Source organism: Flavobacterium chilense, from assembly GCF_001602525.1.
GTDB lineage: Bacteria > Bacteroidota > Bacteroidia > Flavobacteriales > Flavobacteriaceae > Flavobacterium > Flavobacterium chilense.
Window position 1 is genome coordinate 87479 of record NZ_LSYT01000011.1, and the last position, 25129, is coordinate 112607.

The 25129-nt window shown below is 33.7% G+C and carries 27 protein-coding genes and 1 riboswitch; of the genes, 12 read left to right on the plus strand and 15 right to left on the minus strand.

Annotated elements, in window-relative coordinates:
• Nucleotides 1-49: 49 nt before the first annotated feature.
• A complete protein-coding gene (locus A4F88_RS22165; protein ID WP_068844952.1) occupies nt 50-646 on the minus strand; it encodes a Crp/Fnr family transcriptional regulator in 597 nt (198 codons plus the stop codon).
• A gap of 95 nt (nt 647-741) precedes the next feature.
• Here A4F88_RS22165 and A4F88_RS22170 point away from each other — a divergent pair, with 95 nt between their 5' ends.
• The 6 genes from A4F88_RS22170 to A4F88_RS22195 all read left to right on the plus strand — a co-directional run bounded on the left by A4F88_RS22170 (nt 742) and on the right by A4F88_RS22195 (nt 7608).
• Nucleotides 742-1473 (plus strand): phosphoglycerol geranylgeranyltransferase, encoded by a 732-nt coding sequence (locus A4F88_RS22170; protein ID WP_068844953.1) that lies wholly within the window; start codon nt 742-744, stop codon nt 1471-1473.
• 33 nt (nt 1474-1506) lie between these two features.
• On the plus strand, nt 1507-2130 hold the full coding sequence (gene pnuC, locus A4F88_RS22175) for a nicotinamide riboside transporter PnuC (RefSeq protein ID WP_068844954.1): 624 nt from the start codon (nt 1507-1509) through the stop codon (nt 2128-2130).
• Nucleotides 2091-4205 carry a DUF4301 family protein gene (locus tag A4F88_RS22180; protein WP_068844955.1) on the plus strand — a complete coding sequence of 705 codons (2115 nt, stop codon included), beginning with the start codon at nt 2091-2093 and terminating at the stop codon, nt 4203-4205. The genes pnuC and A4F88_RS22180 overlap by 40 nt, the downstream gene beginning before the upstream one ends.
• A complete protein-coding gene (arfB, locus tag A4F88_RS22185; RefSeq protein WP_068844956.1) occupies nt 4205-4609 on the plus strand; it encodes an alternative ribosome rescue aminoacyl-tRNA hydrolase ArfB in 405 nt (134 codons plus the stop codon). Before A4F88_RS22180 ends, arfB begins: the two co-directional genes overlap by 1 nt.
• Nucleotides 4610-4641: 32 nt before the next feature.
• Nucleotides 4642-5166: a hypothetical protein gene (locus A4F88_RS22190; protein WP_068844957.1), complete on the plus strand. Its 525-nt coding sequence runs from the start codon at nt 4642-4644 to the stop codon at nt 5164-5166.
• A gap of 252 nt (nt 5167-5418) precedes the next feature.
• Nucleotides 5419-7608 (plus strand): TonB-dependent receptor, encoded by a 2190-nt coding sequence (locus A4F88_RS22195; protein ID WP_068844958.1) that lies wholly within the window; start codon nt 5419-5421, stop codon nt 7606-7608.
• A 58-nt stretch (nt 7609-7666) separates the two neighbouring features.
• On the opposite strand, the gene A4F88_RS22200 is transcribed toward A4F88_RS22195, so the two are convergent.
• A complete protein-coding gene (locus A4F88_RS22200; RefSeq protein WP_068844959.1) occupies nt 7667-8080 on the minus strand; it encodes a Rieske (2Fe-2S) protein in 414 nt (137 codons plus the stop codon).
• A gap of 155 nt (nt 8081-8235) precedes the next feature.
• Between A4F88_RS22200 and greA the strand changes: the two genes are divergently transcribed.
• Nucleotides 8236-8712 carry a transcription elongation factor GreA gene (greA, locus tag A4F88_RS22205; RefSeq protein WP_053472608.1) on the plus strand — a complete coding sequence of 159 codons (477 nt, stop codon included), beginning with the start codon at nt 8236-8238 and terminating at the stop codon, nt 8710-8712.
• A 65-nt stretch (nt 8713-8777) separates the two neighbouring features.
• Complete coding sequence (locus A4F88_RS22210) at nt 8778-9167, plus strand: HIT family protein (protein ID WP_068844960.1); 390 nt, start codon at nt 8778-8780, stop codon at nt 9165-9167.
• 113 nt (nt 9168-9280) lie between these two features.
• Here A4F88_RS22210 and A4F88_RS22215 read toward each other — a convergent pair whose 3' ends face one another.
• Nucleotides 9281-10429, minus strand: coding sequence for a sensor histidine kinase (locus A4F88_RS22215; protein WP_068844961.1), 1149 nt, complete (start codon nt 10427-10429; stop codon nt 9281-9283).
• A gap of 160 nt (nt 10430-10589) precedes the next feature.
• Between A4F88_RS22215 and A4F88_RS22220 the strand changes: the two genes are divergently transcribed.
• The 3 genes from A4F88_RS22220 (at nt 10590) to aat (ending at nt 12686) form a co-directional block, all read left to right on the plus strand.
• On the plus strand, nt 10590-11465 hold the full coding sequence (locus tag A4F88_RS22220; protein ID WP_068844962.1) for a flavin reductase family protein: 876 nt from the start codon (nt 10590-10592) through the stop codon (nt 11463-11465).
• Nucleotides 11466-11495: 30 nt separating this feature from the next.
• On the plus strand, nt 11496-11867 hold the full coding sequence (locus A4F88_RS22225; RefSeq protein ID WP_068844963.1) for a DUF3127 domain-containing protein: 372 nt from the start codon (nt 11496-11498) through the stop codon (nt 11865-11867).
• A gap of 168 nt (nt 11868-12035) precedes the next feature.
• Nucleotides 12036-12686, plus strand: coding sequence for a leucyl/phenylalanyl-tRNA--protein transferase (aat, locus tag A4F88_RS22230; protein WP_068844964.1), 651 nt, complete (start codon nt 12036-12038; stop codon nt 12684-12686).
• 7 nt (nt 12687-12693) lie between these two features.
• Here the strand turns inward: aat and A4F88_RS22235 are convergent, their stop codons facing one another.
• The 11 genes from A4F88_RS22235 to A4F88_RS22285 all read right to left on the minus strand — a co-directional run bounded on the left by A4F88_RS22235 (nt 12694) and on the right by A4F88_RS22285 (nt 21637).
• Nucleotides 12694-13404 carry a HesA/MoeB/ThiF family protein gene (locus tag A4F88_RS22235; protein ID WP_068844965.1) on the minus strand — a complete coding sequence of 237 codons (711 nt, stop codon included), beginning with the start codon at nt 13402-13404 and terminating at the stop codon, nt 12694-12696.
• Nucleotides 13405-13500: 96 nt separating this feature from the next.
• Complete coding sequence (thiH, locus tag A4F88_RS22240) at nt 13501-14622, minus strand: 2-iminoacetate synthase ThiH (protein ID WP_068844966.1); 1122 nt, start codon at nt 14620-14622, stop codon at nt 13501-13503.
• Nucleotides 14623-14679: 57 nt separating this feature from the next.
• A complete protein-coding gene (locus A4F88_RS22245; RefSeq protein WP_068844967.1) occupies nt 14680-15057 on the minus strand; it encodes a GxxExxY protein in 378 nt (125 codons plus the stop codon).
• A gap of 142 nt (nt 15058-15199) precedes the next feature.
• Nucleotides 15200-15976, minus strand: coding sequence for a thiazole synthase (locus tag A4F88_RS22250; protein WP_068844968.1), 777 nt, complete (start codon nt 15974-15976; stop codon nt 15200-15202).
• The gene (locus A4F88_RS22255) at nt 15957-16595 is read right to left on the minus strand and encodes a thiamine phosphate synthase (RefSeq protein ID WP_068844969.1); all 639 of its coding nucleotides are present in this window, start codon (nt 16593-16595) and stop codon (nt 15957-15959) included. The genes A4F88_RS22250 and A4F88_RS22255 overlap by 20 nt, the downstream gene beginning before the upstream one ends.
• A complete protein-coding gene (locus A4F88_RS22260) occupies nt 16585-17340 on the minus strand; it encodes a hydroxymethylpyrimidine/phosphomethylpyrimidine kinase (protein ID WP_068844970.1) in 756 nt (251 codons plus the stop codon). Before A4F88_RS22260 ends, A4F88_RS22255 begins: the two co-directional genes overlap by 11 nt.
• Nucleotides 17307-17906: a thiamine phosphate synthase gene (locus A4F88_RS22265; protein ID WP_068844971.1), complete on the minus strand. Its 600-nt coding sequence runs from the start codon at nt 17904-17906 to the stop codon at nt 17307-17309. Before A4F88_RS22265 ends, A4F88_RS22260 begins: the two co-directional genes overlap by 34 nt.
• 31 nt (nt 17907-17937) lie before the next feature.
• Nucleotides 17938-19761, minus strand: coding sequence for a phosphomethylpyrimidine synthase ThiC (thiC, locus tag A4F88_RS22270; RefSeq protein WP_068844972.1), 1824 nt, complete (start codon nt 19759-19761; stop codon nt 17938-17940).
• A gap of 139 nt (nt 19762-19900) precedes the next feature.
• Nucleotides 19901-20107: a sulfur carrier protein ThiS gene (gene thiS / locus A4F88_RS22275; protein WP_068844973.1), complete on the minus strand. Its 207-nt coding sequence runs from the start codon at nt 20105-20107 to the stop codon at nt 19901-19903.
• 64 nt (nt 20108-20171) lie between these two features.
• A riboswitch (TPP riboswitch) is annotated at nt 20172-20268 on the minus strand.
• A 122-nt stretch (nt 20269-20390) separates the two neighbouring features.
• On the minus strand, nt 20391-20960 hold the full coding sequence (locus tag A4F88_RS22280) for a DNA-3-methyladenine glycosylase I (RefSeq protein ID WP_068844974.1): 570 nt from the start codon (nt 20958-20960) through the stop codon (nt 20391-20393).
• The gene (locus tag A4F88_RS22285) at nt 20960-21637 is read right to left on the minus strand and encodes a queuosine precursor transporter (protein ID WP_068844975.1); all 678 of its coding nucleotides are present in this window, start codon (nt 21635-21637) and stop codon (nt 20960-20962) included. Before A4F88_RS22285 ends, A4F88_RS22280 begins: the two co-directional genes overlap by 1 nt.
• A 169-nt stretch (nt 21638-21806) precedes the next feature.
• Between A4F88_RS22285 and A4F88_RS22290 the strand changes: the two genes are divergently transcribed.
• On the plus strand, nt 21807-23924 hold the full coding sequence (locus A4F88_RS22290) for a M3 family metallopeptidase (RefSeq protein ID WP_082815835.1): 2118 nt from the start codon (nt 21807-21809) through the stop codon (nt 23922-23924).
• Between the two features lie 216 nt (nt 23925-24140).
• On the opposite strand, the gene tsf is transcribed toward A4F88_RS22290, so the two are convergent.
• Nucleotides 24141-25103 (minus strand): translation elongation factor Ts, encoded by a 963-nt coding sequence (gene tsf, locus A4F88_RS22295; RefSeq protein ID WP_068844976.1) that lies wholly within the window; start codon nt 25101-25103, stop codon nt 24141-24143.
• Nucleotides 25104-25129 lie beyond the last annotated feature (26 nt).

Below are 25129 nucleotides of genomic sequence, written 5' to 3' on the forward strand. Positions count from 1 at the left end.
GCACTTTATCGCTGCATTTTATGATTTAAATCATAAAACAGGAACTTTTTTATCTGTATACTTTTCTGTTTACAATCTTCAATTCGCCTTTTTTCTCCAAAGCTTTTATTGTTCTAATAACAGTTTCTACCCGTAAACCGGTTAAATCACCAATTTGCTGTCTGGTAAAATTGATTAAGTAACCATTTGAGTCTTTCTTAAAATTAAAGTATGCGATTCCGTGATCAATTAATTTTAAAACACGATGTTCCGGTTCATGTGTCGAAATTTCTGCTGCCATAACTGATTTATAATACAATCGCTGCGCTAAGTTTTCGATTATCCTGATACTGATTTTTGGATTTTCTTCTAATAACTTCATAAAATCAGATTTAGGAAGCACAAGAATATCGCTGTCTTCAACAGCAATAGAATTAGCAGGATATTTTTGGTTCAAAAATAATGGTGGTTCCCCAAAAGACTGATCTTTGTAGAAAATTCCCTGAATAAATTCCCGTCCGTCATCATTATAATTACTCATTTTTATTTCGCCCGAAATGATCTGGTGATAATGTGTTGGTAAATTCCCTTCCTCAAAAACAATTTCATTTTTGCTGAAAGATTTTTTTAGCGCACCATACTTTTCTAATAATTCAGTCGCAATCATAATTTATCTTCTTGGATTATTAACAGAGGAATTACAAATATAATTCATTCGAAATAGTTCTTCTACGTTAAAAACTTTTTACTTTTACAGCCATTATGGAGCAAAGAATACTTACCACTATCCATCAACAAATTTTAGAGGCTAAGAAAAACGGACAAAAATTATTGGCCATACTTTTAGACCCGGATAAAATTGTTCTGGAAAACCTAGATCATTTATTACTCAAAATAAATCAATCTCCTGCAACACATATTTTTGTAGGTGGAAGTATTGTTCAAAATGATATTTTAGAAGATTTAATTGCTCAGCTAAAAGAAAAGACAAACCTGCCGGTTATAATATTTCCTGGTGATCCATCGCAAATTTCACCACAGGCTGATGCTATTTTATTTCTCTCTTTATTATCCGGTCGAAACCCGGATTATTTAATAGAATATCAGGTTCAGGCAGCTCCAATTTTAAAGAAAACAAATCTTGAAGTGATTTCTACCGGATATATTTTAATTGAAAGTGGTAATGAAACTGCCGTTGCACGTGTTAGTAAAACACAGCCGCTTAACAGAGAAAATTTTGATCTTGCTCTTGCAACAGCTCAGGCTGGTGAAATGCTGGGTAATAAATTGATTTATTTAGAAGCCGGAAGCGGAGCTAAAAAACCTGTGCCATTAGAAATGATCTCGTTAATTGTTCAAAACATAGAAATTCCTGTAATTGTTGGAGGAGGAATTGTAGATTTGCACGGAATTAAAATGGCGCATAATGCTGGTGCTGATTTAGTAGTTATAGGAACTGCTTTTGAAAATGACAGCCATTTTTTTGATTCATAAAACAGATTTTAACAGCCCGCAAATACCATAAACATGATTGACTTTTTTCTTGATAGTTACAAAAATGCACCTTTATGGCATATAGCCCTGGAGTTCCTGGTATTTGTTTTTGGTATTTTAAGTGTTTGGTTTGCCAAAAAAGAAAACATCTGGGTTTATCCAACAGGATTAATTGCTACTGTCATTTCGGTATATCTTTTATTCATTGCAGGATATATTGGCGATATGATTATCAATGGATATTTCTCGATTATGAGTATATATGGTTGGTATGTATGGGCAAAAGGCGGAACTGTTGAAGATAATCTACCCATTACAAGAACAAACCTTAATGAAAAAATAATTGGAGTTTTATTGTTTTTTGTGACCATTTTTGTAGTTTTCGGCATTTATAAATATTTTGATTACGAAATCAAAAAAGACAATTATGTCGATATGATTTCTTCCGGAATATTTTTTGCAGGAATGTGGTACATGGCCAGAAAAAAAATCGAGAACTGGACACTTTGGATTATTGGCGATATTATTGTAGTGCCTCTTTATGCTTATCGCGGCCTGGGGATGCTGTCACTTCAGTATTTAATTTTTACAATTTTGGCTATTTCAGCTTATTTAGAATGGAAAAAAATCTTAGACAGCAAAAAACAGCTATCATAAAAATTGCATTATTTGGTCCTGAAAGTACAGGAAAAACAACCTTAGCAAAACAACTCGCAGAATATTACGAAACCGAATGGGTTCCGGAATTTGCGCGCGATTATTTGCAGGAAAAATGGGAAGAGAATCAGCATATATGTGCAGCTGATGATATGATGCCTATTGCTTACGGACAAGTTGCCTTAGAGAATGAAAAACTTTCTGCGGCAAAAAAATATTTGTTTTCAGATACTAATCTAATGGTTACCAAGGTTTTTTCTGAAATGTACTACGGATTTTGCGATCCGCTTTTAAACGAAGCAGCTCTGGAGCACGAATATGATTTGTTTTTCTTAACAGACATCGATGTTCCCTGGGAAAAAGATGACATCAGAGATACTCCGGAAGGAAGAGAATCTATATTTTCTGTTTTTAAACAAGCCTTAATTGAATCCGGAAAGCCTTTCATAACTCTTTCTGGTAATAAAGAAAGTCGTTTGTCACAAGCTACAGCTATTATAGATCATTTGACACTGGCAAAACAACACGGAATTTTATCAGCTGATTTTGTTCAGATTTACAGTCACGGAATCCCTTTTGAAAATATTTTAAATCAGTTAGAAATTTTTAAAAACGGAATTGCAAAAGCTAATCTGATAGCTCCGGCAACAATTGATAACGGAATTCTAAGTTTATCTGAAGATGATTTTGAAAAGAAAGCAGCTTTTTTTGATCAACAAAAAGAAAAATTAAAAATTAAGAAATTCGTTCCCGCTTCTGGTGCAGCAACCAGAATGTTCAAATTTCTAACGGCTTTTTTGAATGATTTTGATATTGAAAAAGAAACGGTAAACGCATACATCAACAGAAAAAATGACAAAGAACTGGCTATTTTTATTGTTGGTATGGAAAAGTTTCCTTTTTTTGAAACGATTGACAAAAAGTTAAGAGAAATTTATCCGGATTTTGAAACTTTAGAAAGAGATTATAAGAATTACTATTTCATCAAATTATTATTATCTCAGGAGTATTTTAATTCTGCAAATAAACCAAAGGCTGTTTTACCTTTTCACTTATATAAAACCCATATAGCAAACCCAATTGAAGAACATTTAAATGAATGCGTGCATTATGCAACATCAGAAAATGTTTCAAATTTACATTTTACAGTTTCAGAAATACATCAGGAGTTATTTGAAAAAGCAGTTGATGAGGTAAAAGAGAAGATTGAAAAGCCTTCAGGAACAAAAATCAACATAGGATATTCTTATCAAAATAAAAGCACAGATTCTATTAATGCTGATTTAAAAAATAAAATTGTCAAAAATAATAATGGTGAATTAGTTTTTAGACCAGGCGGACACGGAGCCTTGATCGAAAATCTTAATAATCTTGACTCAGATATTATTTTTATTAAAAATATCGATAATGTAATTCAAAACCATATTGATAAAATTACGTTGTATAAAAAAGCTTTAGGAGGAATCTTAATTGAGGTTCAGCAAAAAGTATTTGGTTATTTGAAAGCTATTGAAAAGGGAGAAATTTCTGAAAATGAACTTATAGAGATTGCTGCGTTTCTAACACAAAAGTTAAATATTAAAATGACTAAAGATTTTAATAAATTTACTTTTGAGAATAAAATTGCGAAAATTAAAGATTTATTAGACAGGCCAATAAGAGTCTGCGGAATGGTTAAGAATGAAGGAGAACCGGGTGGAGGACCATTTTGGGTAATGAATGAAAAAGGGGAAGTTTCCCTTCAGATTGTAGAAACATCTCAGGTTGATTTAAATAACAAAAAACAACTTGAAATTCTGGAAGAATCAACACACTTTAATCCTGTTGATTTAGTTTGTGGAATTAAAAATTATAAAGGCGAAAAATTTAATCTGAAACAATTTGTAGATCAAAAATCCGGATTTATTGTAGAAAAAAGTGTTGAGGGAAAACCTGTAAAAAGTTACGAACTTCCGGGTTTATGGAATGGTTCAATGGCAAATTGGTTAACTGTTTTTGTTGCCGTTCCGTTAATTACCTTTAATCCTGTGAAAACAGTAAATGATTTATTAAAAGCAGCACATCAGCCACAATAATGGATACCGAAAAAATTATATCAGAGTTAAGTTTTAAAGCCGTTCGAAGCAGCGGTGCCGGCGGACAAAACGTGAATAAAGTTTCATCAAAAGTGGTTTTAACTTTTGAATTAAATACTTCTCAGGCTTTATCTGAAGAAGAAAAAATGCTTTTACAAACGAACATTGCAGCTCGCTTAACAACTGAAAATATCCTGATTTTAAACTGTGACGAAGACCGAAGCCAGCTTAAAAACAAAGAAATTGTTGTAAAACGTTTTTTAGAGATTATTAAAAAAGGATTGTTTGTTCCTAAAGTTCGTAAAGCAACTAAAATTCCTAAATCGGTAATTAAAAAACGAATTAAAGACAAGAAGAATGTTTCTGATCTTAAACAATCAAGAAGAAAACCAAATTTAGAATAATACTCTTTTTTAGCAATAAAGTTTTAAATTAAATGAATTCAAAATCGAAAAAAGTACTATTTAAAACTTTGCCAAATTTTGCATCAATATTTTGGGCAATTATAGGAGGTGCTTTTTTTGGTTGGATGATCTTTGTGATTTACCATTCTCGATCCAATTCGTTGCGGGCTACTGAAACTGTGAATTTGAAAACAGCTGAAGTTCTGTATTACATTTGCTTGGGTGTATTTATTTTTTTTGGATTATGGTCTTTGACGTTGGTTTTAAGAATGAAAATAATAACGCTAACATCATCGAATCTCATAATTGAATACCCTTTTTTCTTTCTGAAAAAAACAATTTCCATAGGTGATATTGATAAAATTTCAGAGAAAGATTATAAAGTTAACCCAAAAGTCAGAAGAATTGTATACAATATTCATGATGGTAAAGAAACTGTAATTTATTTGTTTTCTGAAAAAAAAATAAAATTTAATTCTTTTGAAATTCTAGAATATAGAGAGTTAATGCGAAAACTTTATATTGTAAAAAGCAGATATAAGTATATTGATTTGTGAGCAGATGATTAAAATTACTTGCCAGTTTTGATTTTTGAAATTGCCATTGATTTTTGAAATTTTTAACAGTACATTTGCACTGTCTCAAAGGGGTGCTCTAAATAACGAGCTGAGATCATACCCAAAGAACCTGAGCGAGTAATGTTGCTAAGGGAAAACGACAATTTTAGCGTGCACACTATATCTTGTCGTGAAACATTTATTAATTTAACAAAAGAATAATTCCCCCTTTTATTCGTAATTTTTTTACGGATGAAAACTATTTTTCAAGGTACTAAGGTACTAAGTTGCAAAGGTTCTAAGGTTCAAAATATAACCAGAATCAAACCTGTTTTTTTTATTCTATTTTCTTTCCTCTATTCTCTTTCTTCTATTTCACAAGAACAGGATTCAACCAAGGTTAATAAACTGGATGATGTGTTAGTTTCGGCAGTTCGTGTTACGTCAAAAACTCCGGTTACGTTTAGTAATATGGATAAAAAAGAAATTAAATACAGGAATCTTGGACAGGATATTCCGGTTTTAATGAATTATTTACCATCTGTTGTTACTACTTCAGACGCGGGAGGCGGAATAGGCTATACCGGAATCAGAGTTCGTGGAAGTGATGCTACAAGAGTTAACGTAACTATCAACGGAATTCCTTATAACGATGCCGAAAGTCAGGGAACATTTTGGGTTAATATGCCTGATTTTGCTTCTTCTGTAGAAAGTTTACAGTTGCAGCGTGGAGTTGGAACTTCTACAAACGGATCTTCAGCTTTTGGAGCAAGTTTAAATATGCTGACAGACAATTATGCTTCTAAAGCGAATGGCGAAATTTCAAGTTCATACGGAAGCTTTAATTCAAATAAAAATACGGTAAAGTTTAGTACAGGTTTATTAAACGATCATTTTGAGTTGGCAGGACGTTTGTCTACCATTAAATCTGATGGTTATGTAGATCGCGCCAGTTCAGATTTAAAATCATATTTTTTACAGGGAACTTACGTTGGAAAAACAACTTTAATTAAAGCTTTGGTTTTTGGTGGGACTGAAAAAACGTATCAGTCCTGGAATGGAATTGATGCAGAAACTTTAAATTCAGATCGTACTTATAATTCTGCAGGAAAGTACAAAGATGAGGCAGGCAATGTGCATTTTTATGATAATGAAACCGATAATTATAAACAAAACCATTATCAGTTACATTGGAGTGAATCATGGTCTGATAAATGGAGTACAAATCTGGCTTTTCACTATACAAAAGGATTAGGTTATTATGAGAATTACAAATATAATGAACCAATTGCCGGATATGGACCAATTCAGCCTACGAAACAAGTTGAGAATGATTTAGGAGAATTAGTTCCCGGAACTGATTTGATTCGTCAGAAGTGGCTAGACAATGATTTTTACGGAACAACTTTCTCTGTAAAATATACAGAAGAAAAACTGAATGTTATTATAGGTGGAGGCTGGAATAAATACGAAGGAGATCATTACGGAAAAGTAATTTGGGCAAGATATTCAGCGCAGTCTGAATTGGGAAATCACTATTATGATGATTTCTCAACAAAAACTGATGGAAATATCTTTGCAAAAGCAAACTATCAGTTTACTGAAAAATTAAGTTTGTATGGAGATTTACAATACCGAAATGTGCGTTACAAAGCTAATAGCGCCGAGACAGGTTTAGTAAATGATAACTTTAACTTTTTTAACCCAAAAGCAGGTTTAAATTTCGAAATCAATTCAAAAAATAATCTTTACTTTTCATATGCACGTGCTAATCGTGAACCGAACCGAACCGATTATGAAGGCGGAAATGTAAAGCCTGAAAAATTAAATGATTTTGAATTAGGCTGGAGATTTAATTCAGAGAAATTTCAATTAAACTCTAACTTCTATTATATGGGCTACAGAGATCAGTTGATTTTAACCGGAAGATTAGATGATGTTGGAGCACCAATTCGTGCTAATACTGAAAAAAGTTACCGTTTAGGTTTTGAGTTTGATGCCACAATTTCACTTTCAGAAAAATTTATTATTAGACCAAATTTTACTTTAAGCAGCAACAAAAATGTTGATTTAGCAGTTGAAGGAGAATATTATGGAACTACTAAAATTGCATATTCTCCGGAAGTTATTGCAGGAAACATAATTGTTTACAGTCCAATTAAGAGTTTACATATTTCATTGTTGCAAAAATATGTTGGCGAACAATACATGAACAATATCGAATTACCATCAGCAAAACTGGCTGATTATTTTGTAAACGATTTGAATGTGTCTTATGAGATTAAACCAAAATCTATTTTTAAATCAATTACAATTACTGGTTTAGTAAACAATATTCTGGATAAAAAATATGTTTCAAACGGAGCCATGTGGGATATTTATCCATACTATTATCCACAAGCAGGGATTAACTTCTTAGCCGGATTGACTTTGAAATTCTAAAAAAAAAAGTCAAAAATAAAAAAAGCCTGAAAATTTAAATTTTCAGGCTTTTTTTATTTTAGTTATAAACGTGAATTACAGTTCCGCTTACTTCGACACGATATTGTTTTAATGGATATTCTTTTCCGCCAAGTCCGGTAAACAAACTATATTCTGTCTTGTCGCACGAACAAACAGCATTGATACCGTTTATGGTCATGGCATTGCATGAATTAATGGCTTGATTAGGGCATGCTGCATCAAATGCATTATAACCGCTTCCTGCATTAAAAATAATAATTCCTTTTGCTCCGTAATTAGGAACGATAACACCATTACTTACAAATTTAAGATTCGAATAGGCTGGTAAATTCATATCAACAGACAGATTAACGGCATAACTCGGAATGTAAGGATTTTTGTTGCTGATGCTATTATCACTACAAGAAAAAAGCACAGATACGAACACAATTAAGAGCCAGAATTTTTTCATTATTTTAATAAGAATTAGTGAAACAAAAATAAAATATTTAGATTTGAAATCTATATGATTAACATATAATTATGTACTATAAAAAATAATAGTATATTTGTAATACAAAATCCCATCCCAATGGGATTTTTTGTATTTATATAAACGATGAAGTTATGAGTAAAGTATCTTATTATACCGCAGAAGGATTAAAAAAATTAAAAGATGAATTGGAGCATTTAAAAAGTGTAATGCGTCCAAAGGCATCTCAAGATATAGCAGAAGCAAGAGATAAAGGTGACTTATCTGAAAATGCTGAATATGATGCGGCAAAAGAAGCACAAGGTTTGTTAGAAATGAGAATTGCAAAACTGGAAGAAGTGTATTCTAATGCAAGATTAATAGACGAATCGCAATTAGATGTTTCGAAAGTTTTGGTACTTTCTAATGTAAAAATTAAAAACCAAAGCAACGGAATGGAAATGAAATATACACTTGTTGCTGAAAGTGAAGCAGATCTAAAAACAGGGAAAATTTCTGTAACTTCTCCTATTGGAAAAGGTTTACTAGGGAAATCTGTTGGGGAAGTAGCCGAAATTACAGTGCCAAATGGCGTTTTGAAATTCGAAATTCTGGAAATCTCAAGAGACTAATTTTTAAAGTTTAACCGTTTAATCGTTAAGTTGGTTAACCGATTAATGAAATAAAAGAATAAACAATGAGCAGTATATTCACTAAAATAGTAAACGGAGAAATTCCAGCCTATAAAATTGCCGAAGACGATAATTATCTGGCTTTTTTAGATGTAAATCCAAATGCAAAAGGACACACACTTTGTATTCCGAAACAAGAAATCGATAAGATTTTTGATATGGATGATGAGTTGTATTTAGGATTAATGAAATTCTCAAAAAAAATTGCAGTTGCACTCGAAAAAACAGTTCCATGTAAAAGAGTAGGAATTGCTGTTGTTGGTCTGGAAGTTCCTCATGCGCATGTACACTTGATTCCGTTAAACGAAATGGATGAAATGCGTTTTCAAAATAAAGTATCTCTTTCTAAAGAAGAATTTGAAACTTTGGCTAAGAGCATTCAGGCAAATTTGTAAAAATACTGTCAGATTGAGGGAAGTCGAAACCTTTTTGTGTTCAAAAAATCTCAATTCAACTCGATTTGCTAATCAAAATAAAAAAAGATAAAGTGTAGTAAAAATGATTTTTGCTACACTTTTTTGTTTAATGAAATCTGAAAAGTAGTGCCTTTTCCAATTTCAGAATTTAAAACTTTTATTTTTCCATTGTGGTATTCTTCTACAATTCGTTTAGTAAGAGAAAGGCCTAATCCCCAGCCACGTTTTTTGGTCGTAAAACCAGGTTCGAATATGGTTTTAAACTGTTTTTTCAGGATTCCCGTTCCTGAATCTTTTACATTTATTTTTACATGCTGTGCGTCCTGTTCGATTTGAAGGTCCAATGTTCCTTTTCCTTTCATTGCGTCAATGGCATTTTTAACTAAATTCTCGATAGTCCAGCTGTGTAAAGTTGGGTTAATCATAACCAGAATAGGCTCTTTTGTACCGTGATAAGAAAAAGCAACCTGCTTAGAAAAACGAGATTGTAAATACTCATACGAATTCAAAGTCTCGGCTACAATATCATGCGTTTCTAATACAGGAACCGATCCAATTTTAGAAAAACGGTCTGTGATAGTCTGTAAACGTTCGACATCTTTTTCAATTTCGGTTGTTATAGAAGCATCAATATCTTCTGTTTTTAATATTTCAACCCAGCCAATTAAGGAGGATAAAGGTGTTCCAATCTGATGTGCTGTTTCTTTTGCCATTCCAGCCCAAAGTTTGTTTTGGGTAGCCATTTTAGTGCTTTTGTAAAAATTATAAATTAGTGCACCAAACAAAAAGATAATCAATAATAAAGCAACAGGATAATATTTTAGTTTATTGAGTAATGCCGAATTACCATAATACAATTCCTGATGTTTTCCGGGAGCATATTCAATAACAATTGGATCATTTTCGTTTTTTAGATTATTCAGATAGGAAATTGATTTTTCTTTGTTTTGCAGAATCTCTTCCGGAACATTTACAGAATTAATTACCTTGTCATACATCGTTAACATAACAGGTACCGAGGTATTGTTGTTTATAATTTGAAGCGGTAAATCTAAATCTGTATTTTCATCAGCATTAACGAGTGTTTTTTGTGCATTTGCCAAAAGGTTCATTTTCAGTCTTTCTTCATTTTTAAAAATCTGAAAAAAAGTATAAGTGTTCCAGAGAATCAAAGAAATGATTAAAAAGGAAATAAAAATGATAATCCAGCGGGTTGTATTTCTTCTTTCGGAAAAAGACATAAGTATATTTTTGAGGTATAAATATAACGAAATAAACACATTTAATATTTTGTAAATTGCTAAAGATTTTTGGTTTTTAAATGGAAAACTATTTCTTTGGATTAAACGATTTCTATACTTTTGTACTTGCCGAAATGAGGTTCGGTTAAAAAGAAAAAATATGATTAGTATCGATCCAAAAGAGATACCAACAGCAAAATTACAGGGTTACCTGCAAAGTGCTGTAGGACCAAGACCAATTGCGTTTGCCAGTACAATTAGTGCAAAAGGAATCCCAAATTTGTCTCCTTTTAGTTTCTTTAATGTGTTTAGTGCCAATCCGCCAATTTTGGTTTTTTCACCAGCAAGACGAGTGCGTGACAATACCATAAAACATACATTAATTAATGCTGAGGCAACAAAGGAAGTCGTAATTAATGTTGTAAATTATGATTTAGTACAGCAAACATCTTTGGCGAGTACAGAATATGGAGATGGTGTAAACGAATTTGTAAAGGCCGGATTAACACAAATTCCGTCAGAATTAGTAAAACCGTATCGTGTAAAAGAGTCTCCGGTGCAATTTGAATGCAAAGTTACGCAGATTATTCCTTTAGGGGATCAGGGCGGAGCAGGAAACCTGATTCTCTGTGAAGTTGTTAAAATTCATATTCATGAATCGATTCTGGATGAAAACGGAGCGATTGACCAACATAAAATTGATTTGGTTTCGAGATTAGGAAGTAACTGGTATTCAAGATCGAATGAAGGGCTTTTTGAAGTGCCAAAACCATTAACAACACTAGGCGTAGGTGTAGATGCCATACCAAATCATATAAAAGAAAGTACCGTTTTTAACGGAAATGATTTTGGAAAATTAGGTAATATAGAAGCCTTGCCTACAACGGAAGAAGTTAGTATATTTGTGAAGGAAAATTTTTCGGTAAAAGGAGTATTGAGTTCAGATGACCAGGAAAAAGTACATTTAGAAGCCAAAAAATACCTTAACAAAGATGATATTTCATCTGCCTGGAAAGTGCTTTTAGCAAAGAAGTAAGAAAAGAAACAATAATTAATATAGAAGAAGATGGAAGTTACAGGAAAAGTAAAAGTGGTTAACCCAGAGCAACAAGTTAGTGCTGCATTCAAAAAAAGAGAGTTGGTTGTTACCACAGATGAGCAGTATCCACAGCATATTTTGATCGAATTTACACAAGATAAATGCGATTTATTAAGTAGCTACAAACAAGGTGAGGCAGTAAAAGTTTCTATCAATTTAAGAGGAAGAGAATGGGTTAATCCTCAAGGAGAAACCAGATATTTCAATAGTATTCAAGGTTGGAGAATTGAAAGAGTAGCTCCTGAAGGTCCTGCACAGACACCTCCAATGCCAGCAGCAGAAGCTTTTGCACCGGCAACGAATGTAAACGAAGACGAACCGGACGATTTACCGTTCTAAGAAGTCTAAATAACAATTTATCAAATTCCAAATTCCAAATCATTCAGATGTATTTGGGATTTGGAATTTTTTGTATTGAAAACCAGGTATATTTATGTTATTTAGGTATAAAGAAATCCAGGTTGTAGTGCATTTAAAACAATTTTAAAAATTGATTATTCTTTAAAGATGTATTTTATATTTGAAAATTTATATTTTCCACCCGTCTCAGAAGCCGATGAAGAAGGAGTTCTTGCAGTTGGAGGTGATTTAAGTCCGGAACGGCTAAAACTAGCTTATAAAAGAGGTATTTTTCCCTGGTTTAATGAAGGAGAATCAATCCTGTGGTGGGCACCGGATCCACGAATGATATTGTATTTGGATGAATTAGTGGTTTCTAAAAGCATGCGAAATATTTTAAACAGAAAGCTGTTTACGGTTACGTTTAATACCTGTTTTAGAGATGTGATTTTAAACTGCCAGAAAGTATTACGTGATGGTCAGGACGGAACCTGGATTTCTGATGAAATAGTTAAGTCCTATTGTGAACTACACCATCAGGGAATTGCAAAATCTGTTGAGGTTTGGCAGGATGAGGTTTTAGTAGGAGGTTTGTATGGTGTCGATTTGGGACATGTGTTTTGTGGAGAAAGTATGTTTTCGAAAGTATCTAATGCTTCAAAAGTAGCTTTTATCGCTTTGGTAAATCATTTAAAAAAAGAGAATTACAAATTACTGGACTGTCAGGTTTATAATCCGCATTTAGAAAGTCTGGGCTGCCGCGAAATTGATCGAGAAGACTTTATGGCTATTTTAGAAAGTGAGAAATCATCAATATAATTGCTATCTAAAAATTTAATTTTGTAAAACTCCAGTTTAGCGTATTAAAGAGGATCAATTCATTTTTTAAAGTGGGTAATTCCAAAATTAATTTGAGTGTTTCCTGAGCCATCATAGTGCCTATAATTCCGGGAAGAGTGCCCAGGACACCATTTAAATTGCAATTTGGAGCCTCTTTTGGATCCGGCATTTCCGGAAATAAATCTCTTAGATTTTTACTTTCTTTATGGTTAAAAACAGCTATTTGTCCATCAAATTTTAAAATACTGCCATAAACTAAAGACTTCCCATGCTGAACACAAGTATCATTGACTAAATAACGTGTTGCAAAATTGTCAGAACCATCTACAACAATATCATAGTGTTCTATAATTCTCACTGCATTTTCGGCCGTTAGCTTTTCCGGAATTGCCACGACTTCGATTAAAGGATTCAGTTTCGAAACTACTTCCTGAGAAACAAGGGCTTTTTCTTGCCCGATTTCATTTTCAGTGTATAAAATCTGACGATGCAAATTGTGAATTTCAATACGATCAAAATCCATAATACCAATATAACCCACACCTGCAGTCGAAAGATATTGCAGCACCGGACAGCCTAAACCACCTGCTCCAATTACCAATACTTTTGCTCTTTTTAATTTTTCCTGCCCTTCATCGCCAATTTCAGGTAATATGGTTTGCCTGTTGTAACGTAAAAATTCTTGTATAATACTCATTTTTTTAGTTTTAAAATTTGAAAGTCAAATGTCAAAAGCCGTGGAAGCAGATTAAAGTCAGATGATATATGATTTTGGACTTTATGACCTTCGACTTTAAAACTTTCGACTGTATGATTTGTTCCAGTCTTTCCAGACAGGTTCATAGCCTGCATTTTTTATAATGTTTGATATTTCATTTGCAGAGCGCTCATCGCTGATTTCGAATTGTTCCAAAGATTGTGGATCAACAACATAACCTCCCGGATTTGTTTTAGAACCTGCACTCATACTAGTAACCCCAATTGGGATAATGTTGTTTCTGAATTTTTCATTCTCCCGTGTAGAAATAGAAATTTCTAAATCTTCATTCCATAATCGATAAGCACAGATTAGTTGTGTCAAATCTTTGTCATCCATAATAAAGTTGGGTTCAATAATACCTTCAGCGGGGCGAAGTCGTGGAAACGAAACAGAATATTTGGTTTGCCAATAGGTTTTTTGAAGGTAATCCAAATGTAGGGCATTAAAGAAGCTGTCTGTTCTCCAGTCTTCTAAACCCAATAAAACCCCCAATCCGATTTTATGAATTCCTGCAGTTCCAATTCGGTCAGGAGTTTCGAGCCTATAATCGAAATTGGATTTTTTACCTTTTGTATGATACTTTTTGTAAACTTCCTGATGGTAAGTTTCCTGATAGACTAAAACGGAGTATACTCCGGCTTCATGCAAACGAATATAATCTTCTGTGGAAAGCGGTTGAACCTCGACAGAAATAATCGAAAATTGCTCCCGTATCAAAGCAATTGCATTTAGAAAATAATTAATATTTACGGTATAATTTGCTTCACCGGTAACTAGTAAAACATGATCGAAACCAATATTTTTTAGAGCCTCAACTTCAATTTTAATCTCATTATCTGAAAGGGTTTTTCGTTTGATTTTATTATCGAGACTAAAACCACAATAAGTACAGATGTTCTGGCATTCGTTGCTCAAATAAAGAGGAGCATACATCTGAATGGTTTTTCCAAAACGTTTTTTTGTTATCTGATGACATTCCTGCGCCATTTGCTCCAGATAATTTTGAGCAGCAGGAGAAATCAAAACTAAAAAATCATCGAGATTTCGTTTGGTTTTAGCCAAAGAACGTTCAACATCTTTTGATGAGGTTTGGTGTATTTTAGATTGAATGGAATCCCAGTTATATTTTTCAAAAACCGATTTGAATGTTTTCATTGGATTGTGTTTTTGTTTCACGCAGATTTTACAGATTTAGGCAGATAAAATATGATTTCATATTTTGTTAGCAATTCTTTTGATATCGTTTAAGATATTTAACGTATTGAAATTGACTAACAATCCTAATTTTTTATTTGTTAGTCTTAGATATGTAGCAAATTGTTTATAATGTATTGCTCCTAATTCTTCAACTGATTTTAATTCAATTATTACTTTGGCTTCTACTAAAAGATCAATTCTAAAAGCAGGTTCTAATGTTATTTCTTCATAAGAAATTATAACTTCAACCTGTTTTTGAACATGTAAATCAATTTTTGTCAATTCATAAAACAAAGCACTCTCATAAACAGATTCGAATAATCCAGGTCCCAAATTATTATATACTTTAAAAATAGCTCCGCGCACTAAATATGAAATCTCATTTTCTGTCATCATTCTTTAATTTTAAATTTGATTCAAAAATAAAGAATTTTCTTTCTTTTTTATTTCGTTTTTTGAACAGGTTTTAATAGATAAATAATGAATAGATCATTTTAAATCAGCTTAAATCTTCAAAAATCTGCGTGAAATAATTTTATTCATATAAGAAAGAGGTTAAAGGGCTTGAAGCCGAAGCATAATTTTGCTGATTTGCAACTTTAGCTTCAAAAGCTTTTCGTCCGGCAATTACAGCTTCTTTAAAAGCCTCAGCCATTAATTTCGGATTTCCTGCTACAGCAATTGCAGTATTAACCAAAACAGCATCGGCGCCAATTTCCATGGCTTTTGCAGCATCAGACGGAGCGCCAATTCCGGCATCAACAATTACAGGAACAGTACTTTGTTCAATAATAATTTCCAGAAAATCGATTGTTTTTAAACCTTTATTACTGCCAATTGGGGAACCCAAAGGCATAACAGCAGTCGTTCCTGCGTTCTCTAAATGTTTACACAAAACAGGATCAGCGTGAATATACGGGAGAACAAAAAAACCAAGTTTGACGAGTTCTTCTGTAGCTTTTAAAGTTTCAATTGGATCCGGCATTAAGTATTTTGGATCAGGATGAATTTCAAGTTTGATCCAGTTTGTTTCTAATGCTTCACGAGCTAATTGCGATGCAAAAACAGCTTCTTTGGCATTTCTCGCGCCCGAAGTATTGGGTAATAAATTGATGTTTGGATGTTTTAAATGCGAGAGAATGGCATCAGTTTCTGTTTCGAGATCAATGCGCTTAAGTGCAACCGTAACCAATTCGCTTTCTGAAGCCAAAATTGCTTCTTCCATTTGATGGTTTGAACCAAACTTCCCTGTTCCTAAAAATAGGCGGGAGGTTAAGGTTTTATCTCCAATTTTAAACAATGACGTTTGCATATAATTTTTCGTTTAACTGTTGAATTAATTTCTTCTTTTTGTCGCTATTGGTAATCATTCCTGAAACGGCAATACCATGAATTCCGGTTTCCATTAAAGGGTTTATGTCATTTAATTCGATTCCGCCAATAGCATAAACAGGAATTTGTATTTTGTTTTTTTTCATTTGTCTCAAAATTTCAAAATATCCTGATAAACCTAATATTGGGCTTAATTTTTCTTTTGTATTCGTAAACCTAAAAGGGCCTAGCCCAATATAATCGCAACCATTTTTGACGTGATTTTTTATATCCTCAAAAGTGTTTGCGGTCCCGCCTATGATTTTTGTACTGCCTAAAATCGCTCTGGCTTCGTCAATTTTCATATCCGAAAGCCCTAAGTGCACACCATCTGCCGCAATTTGCTGAGCGAGAGATAAATTGTCGTTGACAATAAAATTAGCGAGGTATTCTTCGCATAAAAATTTTACAGCTTCAGCCAGAGCATAAGTGTCTTTTACTGTCTGATCTTTAAAACGCAGTTGTATCCAGTCACATCCTGCATCCAGTGCCTGATGAATATTGTACAATTGTTCTTCGATTGTTTTTCCTTGAGAAATATATTGCAGTTTATGGTACATAGTGATATCCAATTAAGTTTGAAGTTGAACCCAGGTAATTTTCGATGTAGGTTTTTGCGTTTTTGCAGGCTTCGATTTGGGATTGGTTAAGGGCGAGATTTGCTGTTATAGCAGATGATAATACACAGCCAGAACCGTGTTTTTCAAAGCATTTTTTTTCAGAGGGAAACAAATCAATAATTTCGTTTTTAATGAATAAACGATCTGTTCCAATTGCTGCAGCATTATGTCCGCCTTTTAATAGAATTGATGTTGAAACTTCATCTTTGAGCCAAAGGTTGTTCAGGATAAAACCTGGAAATAAAACTTCTATTTCGTTATAATTTGGTGTAATCAGATTTATTTTAGATAAAATTTGGTTTAAATCGAGTTGATCTTCCACATTCATAAATTCGAATTTTGTTGTTGATTTTAAAACAGGATCCCAGACAATTTGTGTTGTTGGGGATAATAATTTTATTGTCGAAAGAATTCGGTTGAGATAATGTAAAGAAGGGACGATCCCAATTTTTACGGCACTGATTTTATAGTCCTTAAAAAAAGTTTCAACAGAGCGAATTACAAAACTTAAATCGGTCCATTGGATAACATGAAAATTGTTTTCGGTTTGTATCGTATTAGCTGTCAGAATAGCAAATCCGCTAACCTGATGCTGCTCAAATGTTTTGATGTCTGCCAGAACACCGGCACCTCCTGAAGGATCAAAACCAGCTATAGAGAGTACGAATGGACGATTTGCTGACATAATTTGAATTGTTTTATTGGATTTTCATGATTCCAGATTGTTCCTAAAAGCGCCACATTATCAAAGCCATTTTCAAGTGTTTTTGCAATATTATCAGGATCAATTCCGCCTAAAGCGATCACTTTTGTCTTAAAGTTGGTTCTTGATTTTAAAGCTTCAAATAGATTGATCTTTGGATGATAATTTTCTTTAGAAATACTTTTAAAAACAGGACTAAGAAAAGCGTGCTCAAATTCGTTTTCTAAAGAATTAAAATCTTCAATAGCATGTGTTGATGTTGATTTGTATTTATCAGGTTTAAAAAACGGTGCAAATTCAAGAGAATCTTTTCTTTCGTTTTCAGAAAAATGAATTCGGTTAATGCCAAAATCTTCTGCCAAAGCGTGATGATGGTGCAAAACGAGTTTATTTCTGTATTCTAATTTTATCTGATGAATAAATGCAGCCATTTCCAATTTAGAAAAATCAGGTTTCCGGATATGAAGTAAAGACAATCCTTCTTCAAACAAAGAATGAATTATTTTGATTTCATTTGCTACAGCAAAAGGATTAGAAATTACGAGCATATCTTTTCTCTTTATTCTATATTCTAAAACTCTAGATGTAAATTTCTTTTCCCTGCTCAATAAATTCTTCTGATTTCTCCTGCATGCCTTTTTCGGCAGCAGCAACATCACGAATCTCCTGAGATATTTTCATAGAGCAGAATTTCGGTCCGCACATCGAACAAAAATGAGCCACTTTTGCACCATCAGCCGGAAGTGTCTCATCGTGAAACTCTCGTGCTGTGTCAGGATCTAATGAAAGGTTAAACTGATCTTCCCAACGGAATTCAAAACGGGCTTTGCTCAAAGCATTGTCTCGATATTGTGCACCCGGATGACCTTTTGCCAAATCAGCAGCATGAGCTGAAATTTTATAGGTAATCACTCCGTCTTTTACATCTTTTTTGTTGGGCAAACCAAGATGTTCTTTTGGGGTTACATAACACAACATGGCACAACCGTACCAGCCAATCATGGCAGCTCCAATAGCAGAGGTAATATGATCGTAACCCGGTGCGATATCAGTTGTTAAAGGGCCTAAAGTATAGAACGGAGCTTCATGACAATGTTCCAATTGTTTGTCCATGTTTTCTTTGATCATATGCATTGGTACGTGACCCGGACCTTCAATAAAAACCTGTACATCGTGTTTCCAGGCAATTTTGGTTAACTCTCCTAAAGTTTCTAATTCGGCAAATTGAGCAGCATCGTTCGCATCTGCAATTGAACCCGGACGTAAACCATCTCCCAAAGAAAAAGCAACATCATATTGTTTCATGATTTCGCAGATTTCTTCAAAATGGGTGTACAGGAAGTTTTCTTTATGATGAAATAAACACCATTTTGCCATGATTGATCCACCACGCGAAACGATTCCGGTAACACGATCAGCGGTTAAATGAATGTAACGCAATAAAACTCCAGCGTGAATGGTGAAATAAGAAACACCTTGTTCTGCCTGTTCGATTAAAGTATCACGGAAAACTTCCCAGGTCAAATCTTCGGCGATTCCTTTTACTTTTTCCAGAGCCTGATAAATTGGTACAGTTCCAATAGGAACAGGTGAATTACGAATAATCCATTCTCTGGTTTCGTGAATATTTTTTCCTGTAGACAAATCCATGATCGTGTCAGCGCCCCAACGGCAAGCCCAAACGGCTTTTTCAACTTCTTCTTCAATACTCGAAGTCACAGCGCTGTTTCCGATATTAGCATTGATTTTGACCAGAAAATTACGCCCAACAATCATAGGTTCACTTTCAGGATGATTGATGTTGTTTGGAATTATGGCTCTCCCGCAGGCAACTTCAGCACGAACAAATTCCGGAGTAATTTTACTTTTTGGTGTATTGGCTCCAAAACTATGTCCGCTATGCTGGCATTTCATCGCCTTGGTTTGTTCGTTCAATAATTCAATTCGCTGGTTTTCGCGAATCGCAATATATTCCATTTCCGGGGTAATAATTCCTTGTTTAGCGTAATATAACTGCGTTACGTTTGCGCCTTTTTTAGCTCTTTTAGGCTGATGTAAATATTCAAAACGAAGATGATTTAAACTTTCATCTTTTAATCGGCTTTGTCCGTAATCTGATGTGATTTCTTCGAGGATTTCAACATCATTTCGGTTCAGAATCCAACTTTCGCGTAAGCGTGGCAATCCTTTGCGAATATCGATTTCGATGTTTGGATCTGTATAAGGGCCGGAAGTATCATAAACTGTTACGGGTGGATTTTTTTCAATTCCACCATTAGAAAGTTTAGTGTCACTTAAAATGACTTCGCGCATGGCGACTTGAATTGGGTGGATTTCACCGTTTACGTATACTTTTCTGGAGTTGGGAAAAGGAGTTCTTGAGATTTGTTCTTCTGTAGTCATAGGAAAAGAAGTTATGAGTTATAAGTTATGAGTTGTTGCAGAGACATACGGTAACCTGTATACCCTTTGTGAGCAATTGAAATGTGGACTTGAACGATAGCGAAAAGGCAAAGCAATTTCTTTCTCGGATTTTCAAAAATTAACCGCCCTGAGTGGCAGAAATAATTAAAATTTCGTCGGTTTCTTGTAGGAGGAATTCGTTCCATTTGATTTTTGGAACAACGGTATTGTTGATAGCAACGGCGATTCCGTTTTGTTTATTCGGAATTTCGAGATCGAGCAATGATTGAACGCTTAGCGATTCAGCATTGAATTGTTTGATTTGTTGGTTGATTTTTAGTTCCATTCCTTGTAAGTTTAGTATGTGTTATACCTTAGGAATGGCTACAATTACGCATAAGTATGCGCGCAGAAGTCATCTTACTTTTCCCTACGCTAGTATGAACTAGATCAGGTTCAGAGGGTAAAATCTCAGCCTACAAGTTGTAGACACCCCTAAAGTGTGAAGCAAATATAGGTAATTTTTGCTTGGGAGTTAAAAAAAAAATCAAGTTTCAGATTTCAGGTTAAATGCGAAAAGTACTTTTTTGTTTCTATTATAGAAACAACTCAACCTGAAACAAAAACGTTTACTTTATCCTTGTCCAGCAATCTTCGATATGATCATTGACCATTCCGGTAGCTTGCATGTGAGCATAAATTACTGTTGATCCAACGAATTTGAATCCGCGTTTTTTCAAATCTTTACTAATTTCATCAGAAAGTGGAGTAGTGGCGGGGACGTCTTTTAATGTTTTTGGATTGTTGTTTATGGGTTTTCCATTGGTAAATTTCCAGATGTAATCAGAAAAACTGCCAAATTCCTCCTGTACTTTCATAAAAGCCTGAGCATTTGAAACAGTAGCGCGAATTTTAAGTTTATTGCGAATAATTCCGCTGTCAAGTAATAAAGATTCAATTTTTTCTTCAGAATAATTGGCGATTTTTTTATAATCAAAATGGTCAAAAGCAGCTCTGAAGTTTTCTCTTTTGTTTAAAATGGTAATCCAGCTTAAACCAGCCTGAAAAGTTTCCAGGATTAAAAATTCAAATATAGACGGATCGTCATAAATAGGAACGCCCCATTCTTCGTCATGGTATTTTTTATATAAATCACTGGCGGAGCACCAACCGCATCTTATTTGATTTTCGTTGTCCATTATTTTCTGTGTTTAGACTTTTTATGATCAGGATCCTCATCTAAATATTTTTTAATCAAATGATGTCCGGCATAAATAAGGGGAGTTAGTATAATGGCTATTGATAATTTAAAGGTATAACCAATTAAAGCTGATGAAAGAAAGGTTTCGAAATTGATTTTTCCGGGCAACCAAAAAGCAATTCCAAGAACAATAAACGAATCAAACAGTTGAGAAATCACTGTTGATCCTGTTGTTCTGAGCCATATTTTTCTTTCTCCGGTACGTCTTTTAAAGAACCAAAAAATCCAGACATCGATTAATTGAGAAGCCATAAAAGCAATTAAACTTCCTATAATAATCCACATACTCTGTCCAAAAACAGCCTGAAATTGCTCGTCATTTACAGGACTAATTCCCTTTGCAGCAGGAATTACAATTGCCATAAATAAAATCAGAAAAGCATAAGCAATTAAACAGGCGGTGATAAAAGAAAGTTTTTTAACGCCTTTTTCTCCAAAGTATTCATTGATTAAATCGGTAGTTAAAAATACTACAGGCCAGGGCAAAATACCAATACTCATTACAAATGGGCCAACTTGAATTAATTTTCCTCCAATAAGTTCTGCTACAACGGCATTAGTTATAAAGATGCCTGCGAGAATGACAAATACAATTTCTTTTCTGGTTTTAAACATGTGATTGGTAAATAAAGTCTCAAATTTAAACTATTTCTCTATAAGTTATAGCCGATTAAAATTAAATTTAGAGATGTCTGAAGGGGAATCAGAAAGTTAAAATTTTATTTTGAAGACGAATTTTAGTTACATTTGGAACAGTAACATACTTAAATCAAATTTAATGATAATGAAAAAATTAATGACAATTTTTCTCATGGGAACAACCTTATTTGCGGCCAACGCACAGAATATTTCTGATAATCCTTTGGTTAAAAAATGGACAGGGCCTTATGGCGGAGTTCCGGCTTTTAATGAATACAAGGTTTCAGATTTTAAACCTGCACTTGAATTTGCTATTCAGGAAAAACTAAATGAAGTAGATGTTATTGCTAATAATCCAAAACCAGCTACTTTCGAAAATACTATTGTTGCTATGGAGCGTTCCGGGCAAACAATCGAAAGAATCATGACAGTTTACGGAATTTACAGATCAAATTTAAGCAGTCCAGAATTTAGTGCAATCGATAGAGAATTGTCGCCAAAATTTTCTGAGTTTTCAGATAAAATCAATCAGAATAAAAAATTATTTACCAGAATTGAAACCGTATATAATTCAAAAGAAAAAAGCAAACTTACAGGCGAGCAACAACGTTTGATTTGGCTGTATTATACCAATTTTGTTCGTCAGGGCGCTCAGTTAAACGATGCTGATAAAGCAAAAGTTGCTGGAATAAACAAAGAATTAGCGACACTTTTTACACGTTTTAGCCAAAACTTACTGGCAGAAGAGCATAATCAATATGTTGAATTAAAAACAGAAAGTGATTTTGCTGGTTTGCCAACCGAAGTTAAAAATGCTGCTATTGCTGAAGCAAAAGAAAGAAAATTGAATGTAATGGGTTGTATTGCTAATACACGTTCTTCAATTGAGCCATTTTTGACATTTTCAAATCGTAGAGATTTACGAGAAAAAGCATTTGATATTTTTGTTAAACGTGGCGATAATGGCAACGAAAATGATAACAATGCAACGCTTGTTTCTATCTTGCAATTACGTACTCAAAAAGCAAAATTATTGGGTTATCCAACTTTCGCTGATTGGAGTTTGTCTAACAAAATGGCAAAAGATCCAAAAAAGACTTTAGCATTAATGGAGTCAGTTTGGGAACCTGCTGTGGAACAAGTACATAAAGATGTTGCCGAAATGCAAAAAATAGTGGATGCTGAAGGCGGTAAATTTAAAATTCAGCCTTGGGATTATCGTTTTTATGCTGAGAAAGTTAGAAAAGCAAAATATGACTTAGATCAAAATGAAGTTAAGCCATATCTTCAGTTAGAAAAACTACGCGAAGGTATGTTTTGGGTTGCAGGCGAATTATTTAATCTAAGTTTCAAACAAATTACAAATGTTCCGGTATATCATCCAGATGTACGTGTTTGGGAAGTAAGCAATAAAGTTACAGGCAAAGTTGTGGGATTATGGTACTTTGATCCTTACGCACGTGCAGGAAAGCGTTCAGGAGCTTGGATGAATGCATACCGCGATCAGCAAAAACTAGATGGAGATGTGCTTACAATTGTTTCTAATAACTGTAATTTTGTTAAAGGTGCACCAAATGAACCAATCTTGATTTCTTGGGAAGATGCAAGTACTTTATTCCATGAATTTGGGCATGCACTTCACGGATTATGCTCAAACGTAACTTACCCGAGCCTGGCAGGAACTTCTGTTGCAAGAGATTATGTTGAATTCCCTTCACAATTATTAGAGCACTGGTTGTCGACTCCAGAAGTATTGAATAAATTCGCGTTGCATTATAAAACAAATCAGCCAATGCCACAGGCTCTGGTTGACAGAATTGAAAAAGCGGCTAATTTTGGAGAAGGTTTCTCTACTGTAGAAACTATTTCAAGTTCTTTAGTAGATATGAAACTTCATTTAGCTACAGAGCCTATCGATCCGCATAAATTTGAAAAAGAAACTTTAGATGCGCTTCATATGCCTTCAGAAATTGTAATGCGTCATCGTATTCCACAATTTGGACATATTTTTTCAAGTGATGGATATGCTGCCGGATACTACAGTTATTTATGGGCAGATGTGATCAATGCTGATGCTTGGGAAGCTTTTACAGAAGGAAAAGGTCCTTATGATAAAAAAGTAGCTAAAAGACTTTATGATACTGTTTTCAGTGTTGGAAATACAATCGATCAGGAGAAAGCTTATGAAAATTTCAGAGGAAGAGCTCCTAAGTCTGATGCGTTAATGCGTGCCAGAAATTTTCCAATTAAGGATAAAAAATAATAAGATGAAAATCTAGTTAAATCCCCGGATAAGTATTATTCGGGGATTTTTTTTTATCAAATAAGAGCTGGCTTTTTAACTGAAATTTTAAAATAAGATCTCGAATAAAAAAGCCTCAGTTTAATGACATTTAAAGGTTGAACAGATTGGTTTAATGCCAATAAAAAAGCCCTGAATAAATATATTCAGGGCTTTTTATATTGAAATAATAATATATTAACCTAAAGTAACTCTTTTGAAACCTGTGATTTCAACGTTGAATCCTTTAACGTAATCACCAACTTTTTTACTATCGTCTTTGATAAAGTTTTGATCTAACAAAGCTTTCTCTTGATCTAAAGTAGTGTTGTCAGAGATAAAACGTTGCACTTTTCCTGGGATAATTTTGTCCCAAATTTGCTCTGGTTTACCTTCAGCTTTTAATTCAGCTTTAGCATCTTCTTCAGCTTGTTTTAAAACTTCTTCAGTCAATTGAGAGAAAGAAATATATTTAGGAACATTTTTTAAAGTTTTTCCTAAACGTTTTGCTTCTTCATTATCTTTTTCGATTACAGCAATACGAGCAGCAAGTTCAGATTCAACAAAAGCAGGATCAAAATCTTTGTAAGATAATGTATCAGCTCCCATAGAAGCAACTTGCATAGAAACATCTTTAGTTAAAACGTCAGCGTTAGGAATTGCAGCAGAAATTGCAGTTAAAGCAGCAATTTTGTTAACGTGAACATAAGATCCAACGAAAGCACCTTCTAAAATTTCGAAACCACCGATTTCGATTTTCTCACCGATAACACCTGTTTGCTCGATTAATTTTTCAGCAACAGTAATTCCGTTAAAATCAGAAGCTAAAAATTCTTCTTTAGAAGAGAAGTTAATAGCTCTTTCTACTAAATCTTTAGCTAAAGTTACGAAAGCTTCATTTTTACCTACGAAGTCAGTTTCGCAGTTTAAAGTGATGATAGCTCCTTTAGTGTTGTCTGCATTGATAAAAGAAACAGCAGCTCCTTCAGAAGACTCACGGTCAGAACGGTTAGCAGCAACTTTTTGTCCTTTTTCTCTAAGGACTTGTATAGCTTTATCGAAATCTCCATCAGCTTCAACTAAAGCTTTTTTACAGTCCATCATTCCGGCACCTGTAGATTGTCTTAATTTATTTACGTCTGCAGCAGTAATTGTTGCCATAATATTTTGAATTTTAATGTTAAAAG